General features: G+C 69.7%; 15 protein-coding genes. 13 read left to right on the forward strand and 2 right to left on the reverse strand.

Translation table 11 applies throughout. The features are described from left to right. The first annotated feature begins 1 nt into the window (after nucleotide 1). The 13 genes from AB0G56_RS36870 to nuoN are packed head-to-tail and all read left to right on the forward strand — an operon-like array spanning nucleotide 2 to nucleotide 15658. Entirely contained in the window at nucleotides 2-556 is a 555-nt protein-coding gene (locus AB0G56_RS36870) for an NADH-quinone oxidoreductase subunit B (protein ID WP_009190037.1), read from the forward strand. Continuing rightward, nucleotides 553-1332 carry an NADH-quinone oxidoreductase subunit C gene (locus AB0G56_RS36875; protein ID WP_360978924.1) on the forward strand — a complete coding sequence of 260 codons (780 nt, stop codon included), beginning with the start codon at nucleotides 553-555 and terminating at the stop codon, nucleotides 1330-1332. Before AB0G56_RS36870 ends, AB0G56_RS36875 begins: the two co-directional genes overlap by 4 nt. Then, the gene (locus tag AB0G56_RS36880) at nucleotides 1329-2660 is read left to right on the forward strand and encodes an NADH-quinone oxidoreductase subunit D (protein WP_360978927.1); all 1332 of its coding nucleotides are present in this window, start codon (nucleotides 1329-1331) and stop codon (nucleotides 2658-2660) included. The genes AB0G56_RS36875 and AB0G56_RS36880 overlap by 4 nt, the downstream gene beginning before the upstream one ends. Next, entirely contained in the window at nucleotides 2657-3529 is an 873-nt protein-coding gene (nuoE, locus tag AB0G56_RS36885; protein ID WP_360978930.1) for an NADH-quinone oxidoreductase subunit NuoE, read from the forward strand. The genes AB0G56_RS36880 and nuoE overlap by 4 nt, the downstream gene beginning before the upstream one ends. Continuing rightward, complete coding sequence (gene nuoF, locus AB0G56_RS36890) at nucleotides 3526-4878, forward strand: NADH-quinone oxidoreductase subunit NuoF (protein WP_360978933.1); 1353 nt, start codon at nucleotides 3526-3528, stop codon at nucleotides 4876-4878. Before nuoE ends, nuoF begins: the two co-directional genes overlap by 4 nt. Further along, nucleotides 4875-7379 carry an NADH-quinone oxidoreductase subunit G gene (locus AB0G56_RS36895; RefSeq protein WP_360978936.1) on the forward strand — a complete coding sequence of 835 codons (2505 nt, stop codon included), beginning with the start codon at nucleotides 4875-4877 and terminating at the stop codon, nucleotides 7377-7379. The genes nuoF and AB0G56_RS36895 overlap by 4 nt, the downstream gene beginning before the upstream one ends. Next, nucleotides 7376-8743 carry an NADH-quinone oxidoreductase subunit NuoH gene (gene nuoH, locus AB0G56_RS36900; RefSeq protein ID WP_360978939.1) on the forward strand — a complete coding sequence of 456 codons (1368 nt, stop codon included), beginning with the start codon at nucleotides 7376-7378 and terminating at the stop codon, nucleotides 8741-8743. Before AB0G56_RS36895 ends, nuoH begins: the two co-directional genes overlap by 4 nt. Further along, nucleotides 8736-9338, forward strand: a complete 603-nt coding sequence (gene nuoI / locus AB0G56_RS36905; protein ID WP_360978942.1) for an NADH-quinone oxidoreductase subunit NuoI — start codon at nucleotides 8736-8738, stop codon at nucleotides 9336-9338. The genes nuoH and nuoI overlap by 8 nt, the downstream gene beginning before the upstream one ends. Then, nucleotides 9335-10177, forward strand: coding sequence for an NADH-quinone oxidoreductase subunit J (locus AB0G56_RS36910; RefSeq protein WP_360978945.1), 843 nt, complete (start codon nucleotides 9335-9337; stop codon nucleotides 10175-10177). The genes nuoI and AB0G56_RS36910 overlap by 4 nt, the downstream gene beginning before the upstream one ends. Beyond that, nucleotides 10174-10473, forward strand: coding sequence for an NADH-quinone oxidoreductase subunit NuoK (gene nuoK, locus AB0G56_RS36915; RefSeq protein ID WP_003974374.1), 300 nt, complete (start codon nucleotides 10174-10176; stop codon nucleotides 10471-10473). The genes AB0G56_RS36910 and nuoK overlap by 4 nt, the downstream gene beginning before the upstream one ends. 15 nt (nucleotides 10474-10488) lie before the next feature. Continuing rightward, nucleotides 10489-12435, forward strand: coding sequence for an NADH-quinone oxidoreductase subunit L (gene nuoL / locus AB0G56_RS36920; RefSeq protein WP_360978948.1), 1947 nt, complete (start codon nucleotides 10489-10491; stop codon nucleotides 12433-12435). Between the two features lie 5 nt (nucleotides 12436-12440). After that, nucleotides 12441-14012: an NADH-quinone oxidoreductase subunit M gene (locus AB0G56_RS36925; RefSeq protein ID WP_360978951.1), complete on the forward strand. Its 1572-nt coding sequence runs from the start codon at nucleotides 12441-12443 to the stop codon at nucleotides 14010-14012. Beyond that, nucleotides 14009-15658 (forward strand): NADH-quinone oxidoreductase subunit NuoN, encoded by a 1650-nt coding sequence (gene nuoN / locus AB0G56_RS36930; protein WP_360978954.1) that lies wholly within the window; start codon nucleotides 14009-14011, stop codon nucleotides 15656-15658. Before AB0G56_RS36925 ends, nuoN begins: the two co-directional genes overlap by 4 nt. Before the next feature lie 67 nt (nucleotides 15659-15725). On the opposite strand, the gene AB0G56_RS36935 is transcribed toward nuoN, so the two are convergent. Both AB0G56_RS36935 and AB0G56_RS36940 read right to left on the reverse strand, forming a co-directional pair. Next, the gene (locus AB0G56_RS36935; RefSeq protein ID WP_360978957.1) at nucleotides 15726-16322 is read right to left on the reverse strand and encodes a Uma2 family endonuclease; all 597 of its coding nucleotides are present in this window, start codon (nucleotides 16320-16322) and stop codon (nucleotides 15726-15728) included. A 159-nt stretch (nucleotides 16323-16481) separates the two neighbouring features. Then, on the reverse strand, nucleotides 16482-16715 hold a 234-nt coding region (locus tag AB0G56_RS36940), incomplete at its 5' end, for a transposase (protein ID WP_360978960.1).

Consider the following 16715-nt stretch of genomic DNA (forward strand, 5'->3'; position numbering starts at 1 on the left):
CATGGGACTCGAAGAAAAGCTGCCGAGCGGCTTCCTGCTGACCACCGTGGAGCAGGCCGCGGGCTGGGTGCGCAAGGCGTCCGTCTTCCCGGCCACCTTCGGCCTCGCCTGCTGCGCGATCGAGATGATGACCACCGGCGCGGGCCGCTACGACCTGGCCCGCTTCGGCATGGAAGTGTTCCGCGGTTCGCCCCGGCAGGCGGACCTGATGATCGTGGCCGGCCGGGTCAGCCAGAAGATGGCGCCGGTCCTGAGGCAGGTCTACGACCAGATGCCCAACCCCAAGTGGGTGATCTCCATGGGCGTCTGCGCCTCCTCGGGCGGCATGTTCAACAACTACGCGATCGTCCAGGGCGTCGACCACATCGTCCCCGTGGACATCTACCTGCCCGGCTGCCCGCCCCGCCCCGAGATGCTGATGGACGCGATCCTCAAGCTCCACCAGAAGATCCAGTCCACCAAGCTCGGCGTCAACGCCGAGGAGGCGGCCCGCGAGGCGGAGGAGGCGGCGCTCAAGGCCCTGCCCACGATCGAGATGAAGGGGCTGCTGCGGTGAGCGACGCGAACGGCACCCACGGCGCGGGCGGCGCGAACGGCTCCGCGAACGGCAACGGCGTCAACCCCGAGAAGGACCTCGCCGCCCAGAACCTCCCGGGCCGGCGAGGCCAGGGCGGTGAGGAGATCCGCGTCCAGCGCGGCATGTTCGGCGCCGACAACGGCGGGGACACCTCCGGCTACGGCGGCCTGGTCCGCTCGGTGCGGCTCCCCGGCCCGGCGAGCCGGCCCTACGGCGGCTGGTTCGACGAGGTCGCCGACGAACTGGAGGGCGCCCTGGAGGAACAGGGCCTGCTCCCCGGCAACGCCATCGAGAAGACGGTCGTCGACCGCGGCGAGCTGACCTTCCACATCGAGCGGGAGCACCTGCTCCGGGTCGCCCGCACCCTGCGCGACGACCCCGCCCTGCGCTTCGAACTGTGCACGGGCGTCAGCGGGGTCCACTACCCGCACGACAAGGGCCGCGAGCTGCACGCCGTCTACCACCTGCGCTCGATCACCCACAACCGGCTGATCCGCCTGGAGGTCAGCGCCCCCGACAGCGACCGGCACATCCCGTCGCTGGTCCCCGTCTACCCGACGAACGACTGGCACGAGCGCGAGACCTACGACTTCTTCGGCATCGTCTTCGACGGTCACCCCGCTCTGACGCGGATCATGATGCCGGACGACTGGCAGGGCCACCCGCAGCGCAAGGACTACCCCCTCGGCGGCATCCCCGTCGAGTACAAGGGCGCCCAGATCCCGGCTCCGGACCAGCGGAGGTCGTACTCATGAGCACGCACACCCCGTCCTCGGCGACCCCCCGCGAGACCACCGAGGGCACCGTCTACACGGTCACCGGCGGCGACTGGGACGAGGTCGTCCAGTCCGCGGCCCGCGCCGACGACGAGCGCATCGTCGTCAACATGGGCCCCCAGCACCCCTCCACCCACGGAGTGCTGCGCCTCATCCTGGAGATCGAGGGCGAGACGGTCACCGAGGCCCGCTGCGGCATCGGCTACCTGCACACCGGCATCGAGAAGAACCTCGAGTTCCGCACGTGGACGCAGGGCACCACCTTCGTCACGCGCATGGACTACCTGACGTCCTTCTTCAACGAGACCGCCTACTGCCTCGCCGTCGAGAAACTCCTCGGCATCGAGGACCAGATCACCGACCGCGCCAAGATCATCCGCGTGCTCCTGATGGAGCTGAACCGGCTCTCCTCCCACCTGGTGTGCATCGCCACCGGCGGCATGGAGCTGGGCGCCACCACGATCATGATCTACGGCTTCCGCGACCGGGAACTGATCCTCGACATCTACGAGCTGGTCACGGGCCTCAGGATGAACCATGCCTACATCCGGCCCGGCGGACTCGCCCAGGACCTGCCACCCGGCGCGGTCGACCAGATCCGCGAGTTCGTCAAGAAGATGAAGAAGAACCTCCCGGAGTACGACAAGCTCGCCACCGGGAACCCCGTCTTCAAGGCCCGCATGCAGGACGTCGGCTACCTGGACCTGGCCGGCTGCATGGCCCTGGGCGCCACCGGCCCGATCCTGCGCGCCACCGGCCTGCCGCACGACCTGCGCAAGACCCAGCCGTACTGCGACTACGAGACGTACGACTTCGAGATCCCGACCGCCGACACCTGCGACGCCTACGGCCGCTTCCTGATCCGCCTGGAGGAGATGCGCCAGTCGCTCAGGATCGTCGAGCAGTGCCTGGACCGGCTGCAGCCCGGCCCGGTCATGGTCGGCGACAAGAAGATCGCCTGGCCCGCCCAGCTCGCCCTGGGACCGGACGGCCTCGGCAACTCCCTCGACCACATCAAGAAGATCATGGGCACCTCCATGGAGGCCCTGATCCACCACTTCAAGCTGGTCACCGAGGGCTTCCGGGTCCCGCCGGGACAGGCGTACGCGGCGGTCGAGTCCCCCAAGGGCGAACTCGGGGTGCACGCCGTGTCCGACGGCGGCACCCGCCCCTACCGGGTCCACTTCCGCGACCCGTCCTTCACCAATCTGCAGGCCATGGCGGCGATGTGCGAGGGCGGCCAGGTCGCCGACGTCATCGTCGCCGTCGCGTCCATCGACCCCGTGATGGGAGGCGTCGACCGGTGACCACCTCTTCTTCGGAGCGGGGCGTCAGCCTGGGCATGCCCGAACTGCCCGCTCCCGGCTACCCGGACGACGTCCGCGCCCGGCTGGTGGCCGACGCGCGCGAGGTCATCGCCCGCTACCCCGACTCGCGCTCCGCGCTGCTGCCGCTGCTGCACCTCGTGCAGTCTCAGGAGGGGCACGTCACGCGCACCGGGATGCAGTTCTGCGCGGACGTCCTCGGTCTGACCACGGCCGAGGTCACTGCGGTCGCCACCTTCTACACCATGTACCGGCGCAAGCCGTCCGGCGACTACCAGGTGGGGGTCTGCACCAACACCCTGTGCGCGGTGATGGGCGGCGACGCGATCTTCGAGGCGCTCCAGGAGCACCTGGGCGTCGGCAACGGCGAGACCACCGACGACGGCAAGGTCACCCTGGAGCACATCGAGTGCAACGCGGCCTGCGACTTCGCCCCGGTCGTGATGGTCAACTGGGAGTTCTTCGACAACCAGACCCCCGCGAGCGTGCGCCGCCTGGTCGACGACCTGCGCGAGGGACGGCCGGTGACGCCCACGCGCGGTGCGCCGATGTGCACCTTCAAGGAGACCGCCCGTATCCTGGCGGGCTTCCCCGACGAGCGGGAGGGTGCCGCCGACGCCGGCGGCAGTGCGGGACCCGCTTCGCTGGTGGGCCTCCGCCTGGCCAGAGGAGAGGCCGCACCCGCGCGCGTGGTCCATCCCCGCGAGGGCGGCCCGCAGGACACCGCGCGGGACACCGCCGTCCACCAGCCGTCACCGGCGGAGCACCTCAGCTCCCACGACGCGCCGCAGGAGACATCGGCCTCGGATCCGTCGCACCCCGCGGGGCCCGCCGCGAAGGAGGGGGAGTGATGAGCGTGGCAACCGAACTCAACGAGTCCAGTCCCGAGAAGCTGCTCGCACCCGTGCTGTCGGCCTTCTGGGACGAGGACCGGTCCTGGACCCTGGACGTCTACCGAAGGCACGAGGGGTACGAGGGACTCCGCAAAGCACTCGCCATGTCGCCGGACGACGTGATCGCGTACGTCAAGGACTCCGGTCTGCGCGGTCGCGGCGGCGCGGGATTCCCGACGGGGATGAAGTGGCAGTTCATTCCCCAGGGTGATGGGAAACCACACTATCTAGTTGTCAACGCCGACGAATCGGAGCCGGGAACCTGCAAGGACATCCCGCTCCTCTTCGCGAACCCGCACAGCCTCGTCGAGGGCATCGTGATCGCGTGCTATGCCATCAGGTCGTCGCATGCCTTCATCTACCTGCGTGGTGAAGTCGTACCGGTGCTGCGGCGGTTGCACTCGGCCGTGCGCGAGGCCTACGCGGCGGGCTACCTGGGTACGAACATCCTGGGCAGCGGACTCGATCTCGACATCACCGTGCACGCGGGCGCCGGCGCGTACATCTGCGGTGAGGAGACCGCGCTGCTGGACTCGCTCGAAGGCCGCCGCGGCCAACCGCGGCTCCGTCCCCCCTTCCCTGCCGTCGCGGGCCTCTACGCGTGCCCGACTGTGGTGAACAACGTCGAATCGATCGCGTCAGTTCCCGCCATCCTGCAAAACGGCAAGGAATGGTTCAGGTCGATGGGCAGCGAGAAGTCCCCCGGCTTCACGCTCTACTCGCTCAGCGGCCACGTCGCGAGCCCCGGCCAGTACGAGGCCCCGCTCGGCATCACACTGCGTCAGCTCCTCGACATGAGCGGCGGCATGCGCCCCGGGCACCGGCTGAAGTTCTGGACCCCGGGCGGCTCCTCCACCCCGATGTTCACCGACGAACACCTCGACGTCCCCCTCGACTACGAGGGCGTGGGCGCCGCCGGTTCCATGCTCGGCACCAAGGCCCTGCAGTGCTTCGACGAGACGACCTGCGTGGTGCGGGCCGTGACCCGGTGGACCGAGTTCTACGCCCACGAGTCCTGCGGCAAGTGCACACCCTGCCGCGAGGGGACGTACTGGCTCGTGCAACTGCTGCGGGACATCGAGGCCGGCAAGGGCGCCATGGCCGACCTGGACAAGCTGAACGACATCGCCGACAACATCAACGGCAAGTCCTTCTGCGCCCTCGGCGACGGCGCGGCCTCACCGATCTTCTCCTCCCTGAAGTACTTCCGCGAGGAGTACGAGGAGCACATCACGGGCCGCGGCTGCCCCTTCGACCCGGCCAGGTCGACGGCCTGGGCGGACCAGCACACGGAGGTGCACGCATGACCGTGACCACCAACGCCCCTTCCTCGGGCGGCGCGGCGGCACCCCCGCCGGACGACCTCGTGACGCTGACGATCGACGGCATCGAGATCAGCGTGCCCAAGGGCACCCTGGTCATCCGAGCCGCCGAGCAGCTCGGCATCGAGATCCCCCGGTTCTGCGACCACCCGCTGCTCGCCCCGGCCGGCGCCTGCCGCCAGTGCATCGTCGAGGTCGAGGGCCAGCGCAAGCCCATGGCGTCCTGCACGATCACCTGCACCGACGGCATGGTGGTGAAGACCCAGCTGACCTCGCCGGTCGCGGAGAAGGCCCAGCACGGCGTCATGGAGCTGCTGCTCATCAACCACCCGCTGGACTGCCCGGTCTGCGACAAGGGCGGCGAGTGCCCGCTGCAGAACCAGGCCATGTCGCACGGCAACGCCGAGTCCCGCTTCGAGGGGAAGAAGCGGACGTACGAGAAGCCGGTCGCGATCTCCTCGCAGGTGCTGCTGGACCGCGAGCGGTGCGTGCTGTGCGCCCGCTGCACCCGCTTCTCCAACCAGATCGCCGGCGACCCGATGATCGAGCTGATCGAGCGGGGCGCGCTCCAGCAGGTCGGCACCGGCGAGGGCGACCCCTTCGAGTCGTACTTCTCCGGCAACACCATCCAGATCTGCCCGGTCGGCGCGCTCACCTCGGCGGCCTACCGGTTCCGCTCCCGCCCCTTCGACCTCGTCTCCTCGCCGACGGTCTGCGAGCACTGCGCGGGCGGCTGCGCGACCCGCACCGACCACCGGCGCGGCAAGGTCATGCGGCGGCTGGCCGCCAACGACCCCGAGGTCAACGAGGAGTGGATCTGCGACAAGGGCCGCTTCGCGTTCCGCTACGCGCAGCTGAAGGACCGGCTGACGACGCCGCTGGTGCGCAACCCCGAGGGCGACCTGGTCCCGGCGTCCTGGCCCGAGGCACTGGAGATCGCCGCCCAGGGCCTGCTCGCCTCGCGCGGCCGCACCGGCGTCCTCACCGGCGGCCGGCTCACCGTCGAGGACGCCTACGCGTACAGCAAGTTCGCGCGCGTCGCCCTCGACACCAACGACATCGACTTCCGCGCGCGCGTGCACAGCGGTGAGGAGGCCGACTTCCTGGCCGCCCGCGTCGCCGGACGCGGCCGGGACGTCGACGGCACGGGCGTCACGTACACCGACCTGGAGAAGGCGCCCGCCGTCCTGCTCGCCGGGTTCGAGTCCGAGGAGGAGGCGCCCGGCGTCTTCCTGAGGCTGCGCAAGGCGTGGCGGGGGCACGGACAGCAGGTGTTCGCCCTGGCCACCCACGCCACCCGCGGCCTCGACAAGGCGGGCGGCACCCTGCTTCCGGCCGCGCCCGGCACCGAGACCGAGTGGCTGGACGCGCTGGCGAGCGGGGTCGGCCTGGAGGACAACGGCAGTCGCGCCGCCGAGGCGCTGCGCGCCGAGGGCGCGGTGATCGTCGTCGGTGAGCGGCTCGCCTCCGTCGCGGGCGGCCTCACCGCCGCCGTACGGGCCGCGACCGCGACCGGTGCCCGCCTGGTGTGGATCCCGCGCCGGGCCGGGGAGCGCGGCGCGATCGAGGCGGGAGCACTGCCGTCGCTGCTGCCGGGCGGCCGCCCGGCCACCGACCCGCGCGCGCGGGAGGAGGTCGCCGCCGTGTGGGGCGTCGCCGGCCTCCCGCACCGCTACGGCCGCGACACCGACCAGATCGTCGAGGCCGCCGCGGGCGGAGAACTCCAGGCCCTGCTGGTCGCCGGTGTGGAGGTCGCCGACCTGCCCGACCCGGCACGCGCGCGTGCGGCCCTGACCGAGGTCGGCTTCCTGGTGTCGCTGGAGCTGCGGCCCGGCGAGGTCACCGAGCACGCCGACGTGGTCCTGCCCGTCGCCGCCGTCGCCGAGAAGGCCGGCAGCTTCCTGAACTGGGAGGGCAGGGTGCGCTTCTTCGAGGCCGCGCTCAAGCCCGAGCAGATGACCCGCCGTCTGGCCCCGACCGATCTGCGGGTGCTGCAGATGCTGGCCGACGCCATGGACGTCCACCTGGGCCTGCCGGACCTGCGGTCCGCGCACGCGGAGCTGGACCGGCTCGGCGCCTGGACCGGCCCGCGCGCCGCCGAACCGCTGGAGAGCGGTGGCGTGCTGCCCCGGCCCGCCGCCGGAGAGGCCGTGCTCGCCGGACACCGGCTGCTGCTCGACCACGGTGTGCTCCAGGAGGGCGACGAGGCGCTCGCCGGGACCCGGCACGCCGCACGCGCGCGCTTGTCGGCCGCCACGGCCGCCGAGGCGGGCGTCGCCGACGGCGACGTGCTCGCCGTGACCGGCCCGGCCGGGGCCGTCGAACTCCCGCTGGAGGTCACCGAGATGCCCGACCGGGTGGTGTGGCTGCCGCTGAACTCCGTCGGCGCCGGCGTCACGTCCGACACCGGGGCGCGGCCCGGCTCCCTCGTCCGTATCGGCCCGGCGACCCGTGCGGCCGAGGCCCTTGAGGAGGTGGAGGCATGAGCCCGTCCCTCGCCGCAGAGAACCTCTCGATGTTCGGCACCGACCCGTGGTGGCTCGTCGTCGTCAAGGCGGTGTTCTGCTTCGCCTTCCTGATGGTGACCGTGCTGTTCTCCATCGTCTGGGAGCGCAAGGTCGTCGCCTGGATGCAGCTGCGCATCGGCCCCAACCGGCACGGCCCCTGGGGCATGCTCCAGTCGCTCGCCGACGGCGTGAAGCTGATGCTCAAGGAAGACCTCGTCGTCAAGCGCGCGGACAAGGTGGTCTACGTCCTGGCGCCGATCGTCGCGGCCGTCCCGGCGTTCATGGCGATCGCCGTGATCCCCTTCGGGCCGGCCGGCAACGAGATCTCGATCTTCGGTCACCGCACCGCGATGCAGCTGACCGACCTGCCGATCGCCATGCTGTACATCCTGGCGGTCGCCTCGGTCGGCATCTACGGCATCGTCCTGGCGGGCTGGAGCTCCGGTTCGACGTACCCGCTGCTCGGCGGCCTGCGCTCGTGCGCGCAGATGATCTCCTACGAGATCGCGATGGGTGCCGCGTTCGCCTCGGTGTTCCTGTACTCCGGGTCGATGTCGACGTCGACCATCGTCGAGCAGCAGCACGACCGCTGGTACATCCTGCTGCTGCCGGTCTCCTTCGTGCTCTACATCGTCACCATGGTCGGCGAGACCAACCGCGCCCCCTTCGACATGCCGGAGTCCGAGGGCGACCTGGTCGGCGGCTTCAACACCGAGTACTCGTCGATCAAGTTCGCGATGTTCATGCTCGCCGAGTACGTGAACATGGTGACGGTCTCGGCCGTCTCCACCACCCTCTTCCTGGGCGGCTGGCGGGCCCCGTGGCCGATCAGCACCTTCTGGGAGGGCGCCAACCACGGCTGGTGGCCGCTGCTCTGGTTCGTGATCAAGGTGCAGCTGCTGCTGTTCTTCTTCATCTGGCTGCGCGGCACGCTCCCACGAGTGCGCTACGACCAGCTGATGAAGCTCGGCTGGAAGGTCCTCATCCCGGTCTCCGTGGTCTGGCTGATGCTCGTCGCGACCGTGCGGACCCTCAGGAACGAGCACTACGACTTCGCCGACATCGCCCTCTACGTCGGCGGCGGCGTCCTGGCCCTGCTGGTCCTGTCCTTCGTCGCCGACATGTTCCGCGAGAAGGCCAAGGAGGCCGAGCAGCCGCCCGCCGCCGGGGCGGCCGGGTTCGACCCGATGGCCGGCGGATTCCCCGTGCCCCCGCTGCCGGGACAGGAGCTGCCCCCGGTGCCGCGACGCCGTCCGCACCGCGAGCGCGAGCTGATTGTCAGTGGTGGGGCGGACACTGTCAGTGACGGATCTCTGGATGGAAAGGAGGCGTCCGATGGCTGAGGAACCCAAGGAGACCAAGCCCGGTTTCCAGAACCCCGTGGCCGGCTTCGGCGTGACCTTCAAGGCCATGTTCAAGAAGCGGCTGACCGAGCAGTACCCGGAGCAGAAGAAGACCACCGCTCCGCGTTTCCACGGACGGCACCAGCTCAACCGCCATCCGGACGGCCTGGAGAAGTGCGTCGGCTGCGAGCTGTGCGCCTGGGCCTGCCCCGCCGACGCCATCTACGTGGAAGGCGCCGACAACACCGACGAGGAGCGCTACTCCCCGGGCGAGCGCTACGGCCGCGTCTACCAGATCAACTACGCCCGCTGCATCCTGTGCGGACTGTGCATCGAGGCGTGCCCCACGCGCGCGCTGACGATGACCAACGAGTTCGAACTGGCCGACTCCAGCCGCGCGAACCTCATCTACACCAAGGAGCAGCTGCTCGCCGGCCTGGAAGAGGGCATGGTCGACACACCGCACGCCATCTACCCCGGCACGGACGAACAGGACTACTACCGGGGCCTGGTGACCGAGGCCGCGCCGGGCACGGTGCGCCAGGCGGCCGTCTCCAAGGGGGAGAAGGCGGCGGACGAGGAGGTGGACGCATGAGCCCGCAGCTCGCCGCCTACACCACCTCCACCGGGGAGGCCTTCCAGTTCTGGGTGCTGGGCACCTTCGCGGTGGTCGGCGCGCTGGGCACCGTCTTCATGAAGAAGGCCGTGCACAGCGCCCTGTGCCTGGCCGGCACCATGATCGTCCTGGCGGTGTTCTACCTCGCCAACGGCGCCTACTTCCTGGGGATCGTGCAGATCGTCGTCTACACCGGCGCGATCATGATGCTGTTCCTGTTCGTGGTGATGCTGGTCGGCGTGACCGCGGCGGACTCCCTGAAGGAGACCATCAAGGGCCAGCGGTGGCTGGCCCTCCTGTGTGGCCTCGGCTTCGGCATCCTGCTCTTCGCGGGGATCGCCAACGCCTCCCTGAAGGACTTCGCCGGCGCCGGCAAGGCCAACGCGGGCGGCAACGTGGAGGGCCTGGCGGCCCTCATCTTCACCCGGTACGTGTACGCGTTCGAACTCACCGGTGCCCTGCTCATCACGGCCACGGTCGGCGCCATGGTGCTCACCCACCGCGAGCGCACCGAACGGGCGAAGACCCAGCGCGAGCTGTCCGAACAGCGCGTGCGCGAAGGGAAGCACGTACCGCCGCTGCCCGCCCCCGGCGTCTACGCCCGGCACAACGCCGTGGACGTCGCGGGCCTGCTGCCCGACGGCACGCCCTCCGAGCTGACGGTCAGCAGGACGCTGCGCGAGCGCGGCCAGGTCCGCGACGTGTCGGCCGAGGCGCTGAACGACCTCAAGGCCCTGGAGCAGCGCGCCGAGGAGCGCCTGGAGCGCACCGGGATCGACCCGGCGAGCCGCAAGCGGCCCGAGGAGGCGTCGAAGTGAACCCCGTCAACTACCTGTATCTCGCCGCTCTGTTGTTCACGATCGGCGCCACCGGCGTCCTCATCCGGCGCAACGCCATCGTGGTCTTCATGTGCATCGAGCTGATGCTGAACGCGTGCAACCTCGCGTTCGTCGCCTTCTCCCGGATGCACGGCAACCTCGACGGCCAGATCATCGCCTTCTTCACGATGGTCGTCGCCGCGGCGGAGGTCGTGGTGGGGCTCGCGATCATCGTGTCGCTGTTCCGTTCCCGCCACTCGGCCTCGGTCGACGACGCCAGCCTGATGAAGCTGTAAGGGGTCGGAAGAATCGTGGAGAACCTGATCGCGCTGCTCATCGCGGCGCCCCTGCTCGGAGCGGCCGTCCTCCTGGTCGGCGGCCGGCGCCTGGACGCCGTCGGCCACTGGATCGGCACCCTGCTCGCCGCCGCCTCCTTCGTGATCGGCCTGGCCCTCTTCGCCGACCTCCTCGGCAAGGGCGCCGACCACCGCACGGTGACCCAGCACCTGTTCAGCTGGGTTCCGGTGGCCGGCTTCCAGGCGGACGTCACCTTCCGGCTCGACCAGCTGTCGATGACGTTCGTCCTGCTGATCACCGGGGTCGGCTCGCTCATCCACCTGTACTCGATCGGGTACATGGAGCACGACGAGCGGCGCCGCCGCTTCTTCGGCTACCTCAACCTGTTCCTGGCGGCGATGCTGCTGCTCGTCCTCGCCGACAACTACCTGCTGCTGTACGTCGGCTGGGAGGGCGTCGGTCTCGCCTCCTACCTGCTGATCGGCTTCTGGCAGCACAAGCCCAGCGCGGCGACCGCCGCCAAGAAGGCCTTCCTGGTCAACCGGGTCGGCGACATGGGCCTGTCGATCGCCATCATGCTGATGTTCACGACGTTCGGCACCTTCGCCTTCGGTCCGGTCTTCGGCCACGTGGGGGACACCTCACAGGGCAAGCTCACCGCGATCGGCCTGATGCTGCTGCTCGCCGCCTGCGGCAAGTCCGCCCAGGTGCCGCTGCAGTCCTGGCTCGGTGACGCGATGGAGGGCCCGACCCCGGTCTCCGCCCTCATCCACGCCGCCACGATGGTGACCGCGGGCGTCTACCTCATCGTCCGCTCGGGCGCGATCTTCAACGCGGCGCCCGACGCGCAGCTCGCCGTCACCGTCGTCGGCGCGGTCACGCTGCTGTTCGGTGCGATCGTCGGTTGCGCGAAGGACGACATCAAGAAGGCGCTGGCCGGCTCGACCATGTCGCAGATCGGCTACATGGTGCTGGCCGCGGGGCTCGGCCCCATCGGCTACGTCTTCGCGATCATGCACCTGGTGACGCACGGCTTCTTCAAGGCCGGGCTGTTCCTCGGCGCCGGCTCCGTCATGCACGGTATGAACGACGAGGTCGACATGCGCAAGTACGGCGGCCTCAGGAAGTACATGCCGGTCACCTTCATCACCTTCGGCCTCGGCTACCTCGCGATCATCGGCTTCCCGGGCCTGTCCGGCTTCTTCTCCAAGGACAAGATCATCGAGGCGGCCTTCGCCAAGGGCGGCACCGAGGGCTGGATCCTCGGCGGCGCGGCCCTGCTGGGCGCGGCCATCACGGCGTACTACATGACCCGCGTGATGCTGATGACGTTCTTCGGCGAGGAGCGCTGGCGCGACCGGCCCACCGCCTCGCCCGCCGAGCCCAGCGCGGAACCGGCGGCCGAGGAGCGCGGCGCCCACGCGGAACCGCACCCGCACGAGTCGCCCGGGACCATGACCATCCCCATGATCGTGCTGGCCGTCGGGTCGGTCTTCGGCGGCGCGTTCTTCAGCATCGGCGACCGCTTCCTGCACTGGCTGGAGCCGGTCACCGGGCACAGCGAGGGCGACTCGCCGGTCAGCGCCGCGGTCGTCACCGGCGCCACCATGGTCTGCCTGGTGATCGGCGTGGCCATCGCCTGGGCCCAGTACGGCCGCAAGCCGGTCCCGGCCGTCGCCCCACGCGGGTCGCTGCTCACCCGGGCCGCCCGGCGCGACCTGCTCCAGGACGACTTCAACCACGTCGTCCTCGTCCGCGGGGGCGAGCACCTCACCCGGTCCCTGGTGTACGTCGACCACAGCCTGGTCGACGGTGTCGTCAACGGCACGGCGGCCTCGGTCGGCGGCCTGTCCGGGCGGATGCGCAGGCTGCAGAACGGCTTCGCGCGTTCCTACGCGGTCTCGATGTTCGGCGGCGCGGCACTCCTGGTCGCCGCGACCCTGCTGATGAGGGCGGTCTGATACCGATGTCCTTTCCTCTGCTGACAGCGACGGCGGTGCTCCCGGCAGTCGGGGCCGTCGCCACGGCCGCCGTACCGGCCTCCCGGCGCGCGGCCGCCAAGTGGCTCGCGCTCGTCGTCTCCCTCGGCACGCTCGCGCTGGCGATCACCACCCTGGTCCGCTTCGACCCGGACGGTGCCCGCTACCAGCTCACCGAGTCCCACTCCTGGATCGCGGCCTTCGGGGTCCGCTACGAACTGGGCGTGGACGGCATCGGTGTGGCGCTGGTCGCGCTGACCGCGCTGCTGATCCCGTTCGTGGTCCTCGCGGGCTGGCACGACGCCGACCCCCTGGAGACCGGCAGCCGCCGCTGGCGGCCCACCCAGGGCTTCTTCGCCCTGATCCTGGCCGTCGAGGCGATGGTGATCATCTCCTTCGAGGCCACGGACGTCTTCCTCTTCTACATCTTCTTCGAAGCGATGCTGATCCCGATGTACTTCCTCATCGGCGGCTTCGGGGACCGTGCCCACGAGCACGGAGAGGAAGCGGCTTCCACGCAGCGGTCGTACGCGGCCGTTAAGTTCCTCCTCTACAACCTGGTCGGCGGCCTGATCATGCTCGCCGCGGTGATCGGCCTGTACGTCGTCGCCGGGAACTTCTCCCTCACCGAGATCGCCGAGGCCCGCGCCAACGGTTCCCTGCACATGGCCACCAGCACCGAACGCTGGCTGTTCCTCGGCTTCTTCTTCGCCTTCGCGGTGAAGGCGCCGCTGTGGCCGCTGCACACCTGGCTGCCCAACGCGATGGGGGAGGCCACCGCCCCGGTCGCCGTCCTCATCACGGCGGTCGTCGACAAGGTGGGCACCTTCGCGATGCTGCGCTTCTGCCTCCAGCTGTTCCCGGGGGCGAGCAGGTGGGCGACGCCCGTCATCCTCGTCCTGGCCGTGATCAGCATCCTCTACGGAGCGCTGCTGGCGGTCGGTCAGCGGGACATCAAGCGCCTGATCGCCTACGCGTCGATCTCGCACTTCGGCTTCATCATCATGGGCATCTTCGCGATGACCAGCCAGGGCCAGTCCGGCGCGACGCTGTACATGGTCAACCACGGTCTCTCCACGGCCGCGCTGCTGCTGGTCGCCGGATTCCTGATCTCCCGGCGCGGCTCGCGGCTCATCGCCGACTACGGCGGGGTGCAGAAGGTCGCCCCCGTGCTCGCCGGCACCTTCCTGATCGGCGGCCTGGCGACCCTCTCCCTGCCGGGGCTCGCGCCCTTCGTCAGTGAGTTCCTGGTCCTGGTCGGCACGTTCACGCGCTACCCGGCCATCGGCATCGTCGCCACCCTGGGCATCGTGCTCGCCGCGCTGTACACCCTCGTCCTCTACCAGCGGACGATGACCGGCCCGGTGAAGCGGGAGGTCTCCGCGATGCCGGACCTCAGGGTGCGCGAGCTGGTGGTCGTGGCCCCGCTGATCGTGCTGCTGGTCTTCCTGGGCGTCTATCCGAAGCCCGTGACGAACATCGTCAACCCGGCGGTCAAGCAGACCATGTCCGATGTGCACAAGACCGACCCCAAGCCCGAGGTGGAGGCCGCCAAGTGAGCGCAGCAGCCGTCCACAGCCTGTGGACAACCGCGGCCGACCCGATCGCCAAGATCGGCGCGCCGAAGATCGAATACGGGCAGCTGTCGCCCACCCTCATCGTGGTCGGCGCGGCGATCGTCGGGGTGCTGGTCGAGGCCTTCGTCCCGCGCAGATCCCGTTACTACGCGCAGGTGTTCGTGTCCGTCGTCGCCCTGTGCGCCGCCTTCGCCGCGGTCGTCGTCCTGGCGGCGGGCGGCTACGGCACCACCAAGGCGCACATCGCGGCGATGGGCGCCATCGCCGTCGACGGCCCGTCCCTCTTCCTGCAAGGCACGATCCTGCTGTCCGCGCTGGTCGGCCTGTTCACCTTCGCCGAGCGGCGCCTGGACCCGGAGGCGCACGGCAACCGCGTCGACTCCTTCGCCGCGCAGGCGTCGTCCGTGCCGGGCAGTGACAGCGAGAAGGCCGCGGTGAAGGCCGGATTCACCACCACGGAGGTCTTCCCGCTACTCCTGTTCGCCGTCGCCGGCATGCTCGTCTTCCCCTCGGCGAACGACCTGCTGACCCTGTTCGTGGCCCTGGAGGTCTTCTCCCTCCCGCTGTACCTGCTGTGCGCCCTGGCCCGCCGCAAGCGGCTCATGTCGCAGGAGGCCGCGGTCAAGTACTTCCTGCTCGGCGCGTTCGCCTCCGCGTTCACCCTGTTCGGCATCGCCCTGCTGTACGGGTACGCGGGCTCGGTGTCGTACACGACGATCGCGCGGGTCGTCGAGGGCAACGTGCCCAGCGTCGACCCGGCGCTGGCCAACACCATGGGCAACGACGCGCTGCTGCTGATCGGCGCGGCGATGGTGGTGATGGGGCTGCTGTTCAAGGTGGGCGCCGTGCCGTTCCACATGTGGACCCCGGACGTCTACCAGGGTGCGCCGACCCCGGTCACCGGCTTCATGGCGGCGGCGACCAAGGTGGCCGCGTTCGGCGCGCTGCTGCGGCTGCTGTACGTCGTGCTGCCCGGGATGCGCTGGGACTGGCGGCCGGTCATGTGGGGCGTGGCGATCATCACGATGCTCGGCGGTGCGATCGTCGCGATCACCCAGACCGACATCAAGCGGCTGCTGGCGTACTCGTCGATCGCCCATGCGGGCTTCATCCTCGCGGGTGTCATCGCCACCTCGAAGGACGGCGTCTCCTCCGTCCTCTTCTACCTGGCCGCGTACTCCTTCGTGACGATCGGCGCGTTCGCCGTGGTCACCCTGGTGCGCGACGCGGGCGGCGAGGCGACGCACCTGTCCAAGTGGGCCGGGCTCGGCCGGCGCTCCCCGCTGGTGGCGGCGGTGTTCGCGGTCTTCCTGCTGGCCTTCGCGGGCATCCCGCTGACCTCGGGCTTCGCCGGGAAGTTCGCCGTGTTCAAGGCGGCGGCGGAGGGCGGCGCGGCACCGCTGGTCGTGATCGGTGTGATCTCGTCCGCGGTCGCGGCGTTCTTCTACATCCGCGTGATCGTGCTCATGTTCTTCAGCGAGCCGCGTCCGGAGGGCCCGACGGTCGCGGTGCCCTCACCCCTGACGATGACCGCGATCGGCGTCGGCGTGGCCGTCACGGTGGTACTGGGCGTGGCCCCCCAGTACTTCCTCGACCTGGCGAACCAGGCAGGGGTGTTCGTGCGCTGAACCGGCCTTGTGCGAGCGGCTGCCCGGTGTCCCGGTGGGGGCGCCGGGCAGTGGCGTGAGAAGGAGATCACCTGCACCGACGGGGCTTGATGCCGGAGAGATCCAGGTCCATCGTGAACGGGACGTGCGTCTTCATCCGCTCGCGGAAGATGCCCGTACCCGTGTGCGTACCGGTGGTGGACTCCAGCTCGAAGACGTGCACGACGACGCGGTCGTTCCCGTTCTCGACCCTCCAGTAGTGGGGGATCTTCGCTCGGACGTACTTCAGGGGCTTGGTCTCGCGGTCGCGGGAAACGGATTCATCGGAGACGGCCTCGACGGCCAGGACGACGGCGTCCGCCGGGAAACGGGTCTGCTTCGCGTTCTCCACGACGTCGCTGCGCACTACGACCACATCCGGCTCAGGGCGATTCTGGCGGTCGATGCCGATGGTGAGCTCGCGGACCACTTGGACCTGTTCAGGCGCCGCGGACTGCAGTTGCCACTCGAAGAAACTCACTGCACGCGAGTGGAAAAGTGTCTGCGGACTCGCGAAGACCAGGCTCCCGTCGATCAATTCCGTATGCGGAGGAAGATTCGGGAGGCGGTCCAGGTCGTCGGCGGTCCAGCCGCCTTCCGGCGGAGTCGGCCAGGTGGGCTTGGACGCCTTCGGTGCGACGCTCATCACTGCTCCCATGGGACGGAGTCTCGCCGGTGCATTCAGACCATCGGCAGGAAACGGGCAGGTCTCCTGCGTACGTGTGAACGACTGCCGTGTCGTTGACCTAGGTCACGTCCGCTGGAGTGGTGTATCGACGGCCACTCGGTGATCTCGTATTTGAGGCTATGCGGTGAGTTCGGTGGGCAGGGCGGTGTCGTCTTTTTCTGACTCGATCGGGTGGAGTCGGGCCTTGGCGAGGAGCTCGCGGCCCATGTAGCGGCGGGCTTCGGTCCACTCGTCGTTCTGCTCGGCCAGGACCGCGCCGACGAGCCGGATGACGGCGGTGCGGTCGGGGAAGATGCCGACCACGTCGGTGCGGCGACGGATCTCCTTGTTCAGCCGCTCCTGCGGGTTGTT

Origin of the sequence: Streptomyces sp. NPDC021356 (genome assembly GCF_040641015.1) — a bacterium.
Classification (GTDB): domain Bacteria; phylum Actinomycetota; class Actinomycetes; order Streptomycetales; family Streptomycetaceae; genus Streptomyces.

What these genes read in the sequence shown, in the direction of transcription:
- AB0G56_RS36870 (WP_009190037.1), top strand. Translation starts at nt 2, where the DNA reads ATGGGACTCGAAGAAAAGCTGCCGAGCGGCTTCCTGCTGACCACCGTG.
- AB0G56_RS36895 (WP_360978936.1), top strand. Translation starts at nt 4,875, where the DNA reads ATGACCGTGACCACCAACGCCCCTTCCTCGGGCGGCGCGGCGGCACCC.
- AB0G56_RS36925 (WP_360978951.1), top strand. Translation starts at nt 12,441, where the DNA reads ATGTCCTTTCCTCTGCTGACAGCGACGGCGGTGCTCCCGGCAGTCGGG.
- nuoI (WP_360978942.1), top strand. Translation starts at nt 8,736, where the DNA reads ATGGCTGAGGAACCCAAGGAGACCAAGCCCGGTTTCCAGAACCCCGTG.
- nuoH (WP_360978939.1), top strand. Translation starts at nt 7,376, where the DNA reads ATGAGCCCGTCCCTCGCCGCAGAGAACCTCTCGATGTTCGGCACCGAC.
- AB0G56_RS36935 (WP_360978957.1), bottom strand. Translation starts at nt 16,322, where the DNA reads ATGAGCGTCGCACCGAAGGCGTCCAAGCCCACCTGGCCGACTCCGCCG.
- AB0G56_RS36880 (WP_360978927.1), top strand. Translation starts at nt 1,329, where the DNA reads ATGAGCACGCACACCCCGTCCTCGGCGACCCCCCGCGAGACCACCGAG.
- AB0G56_RS36910 (WP_360978945.1), top strand. Translation starts at nt 9,335, where the DNA reads ATGAGCCCGCAGCTCGCCGCCTACACCACCTCCACCGGGGAGGCCTTC.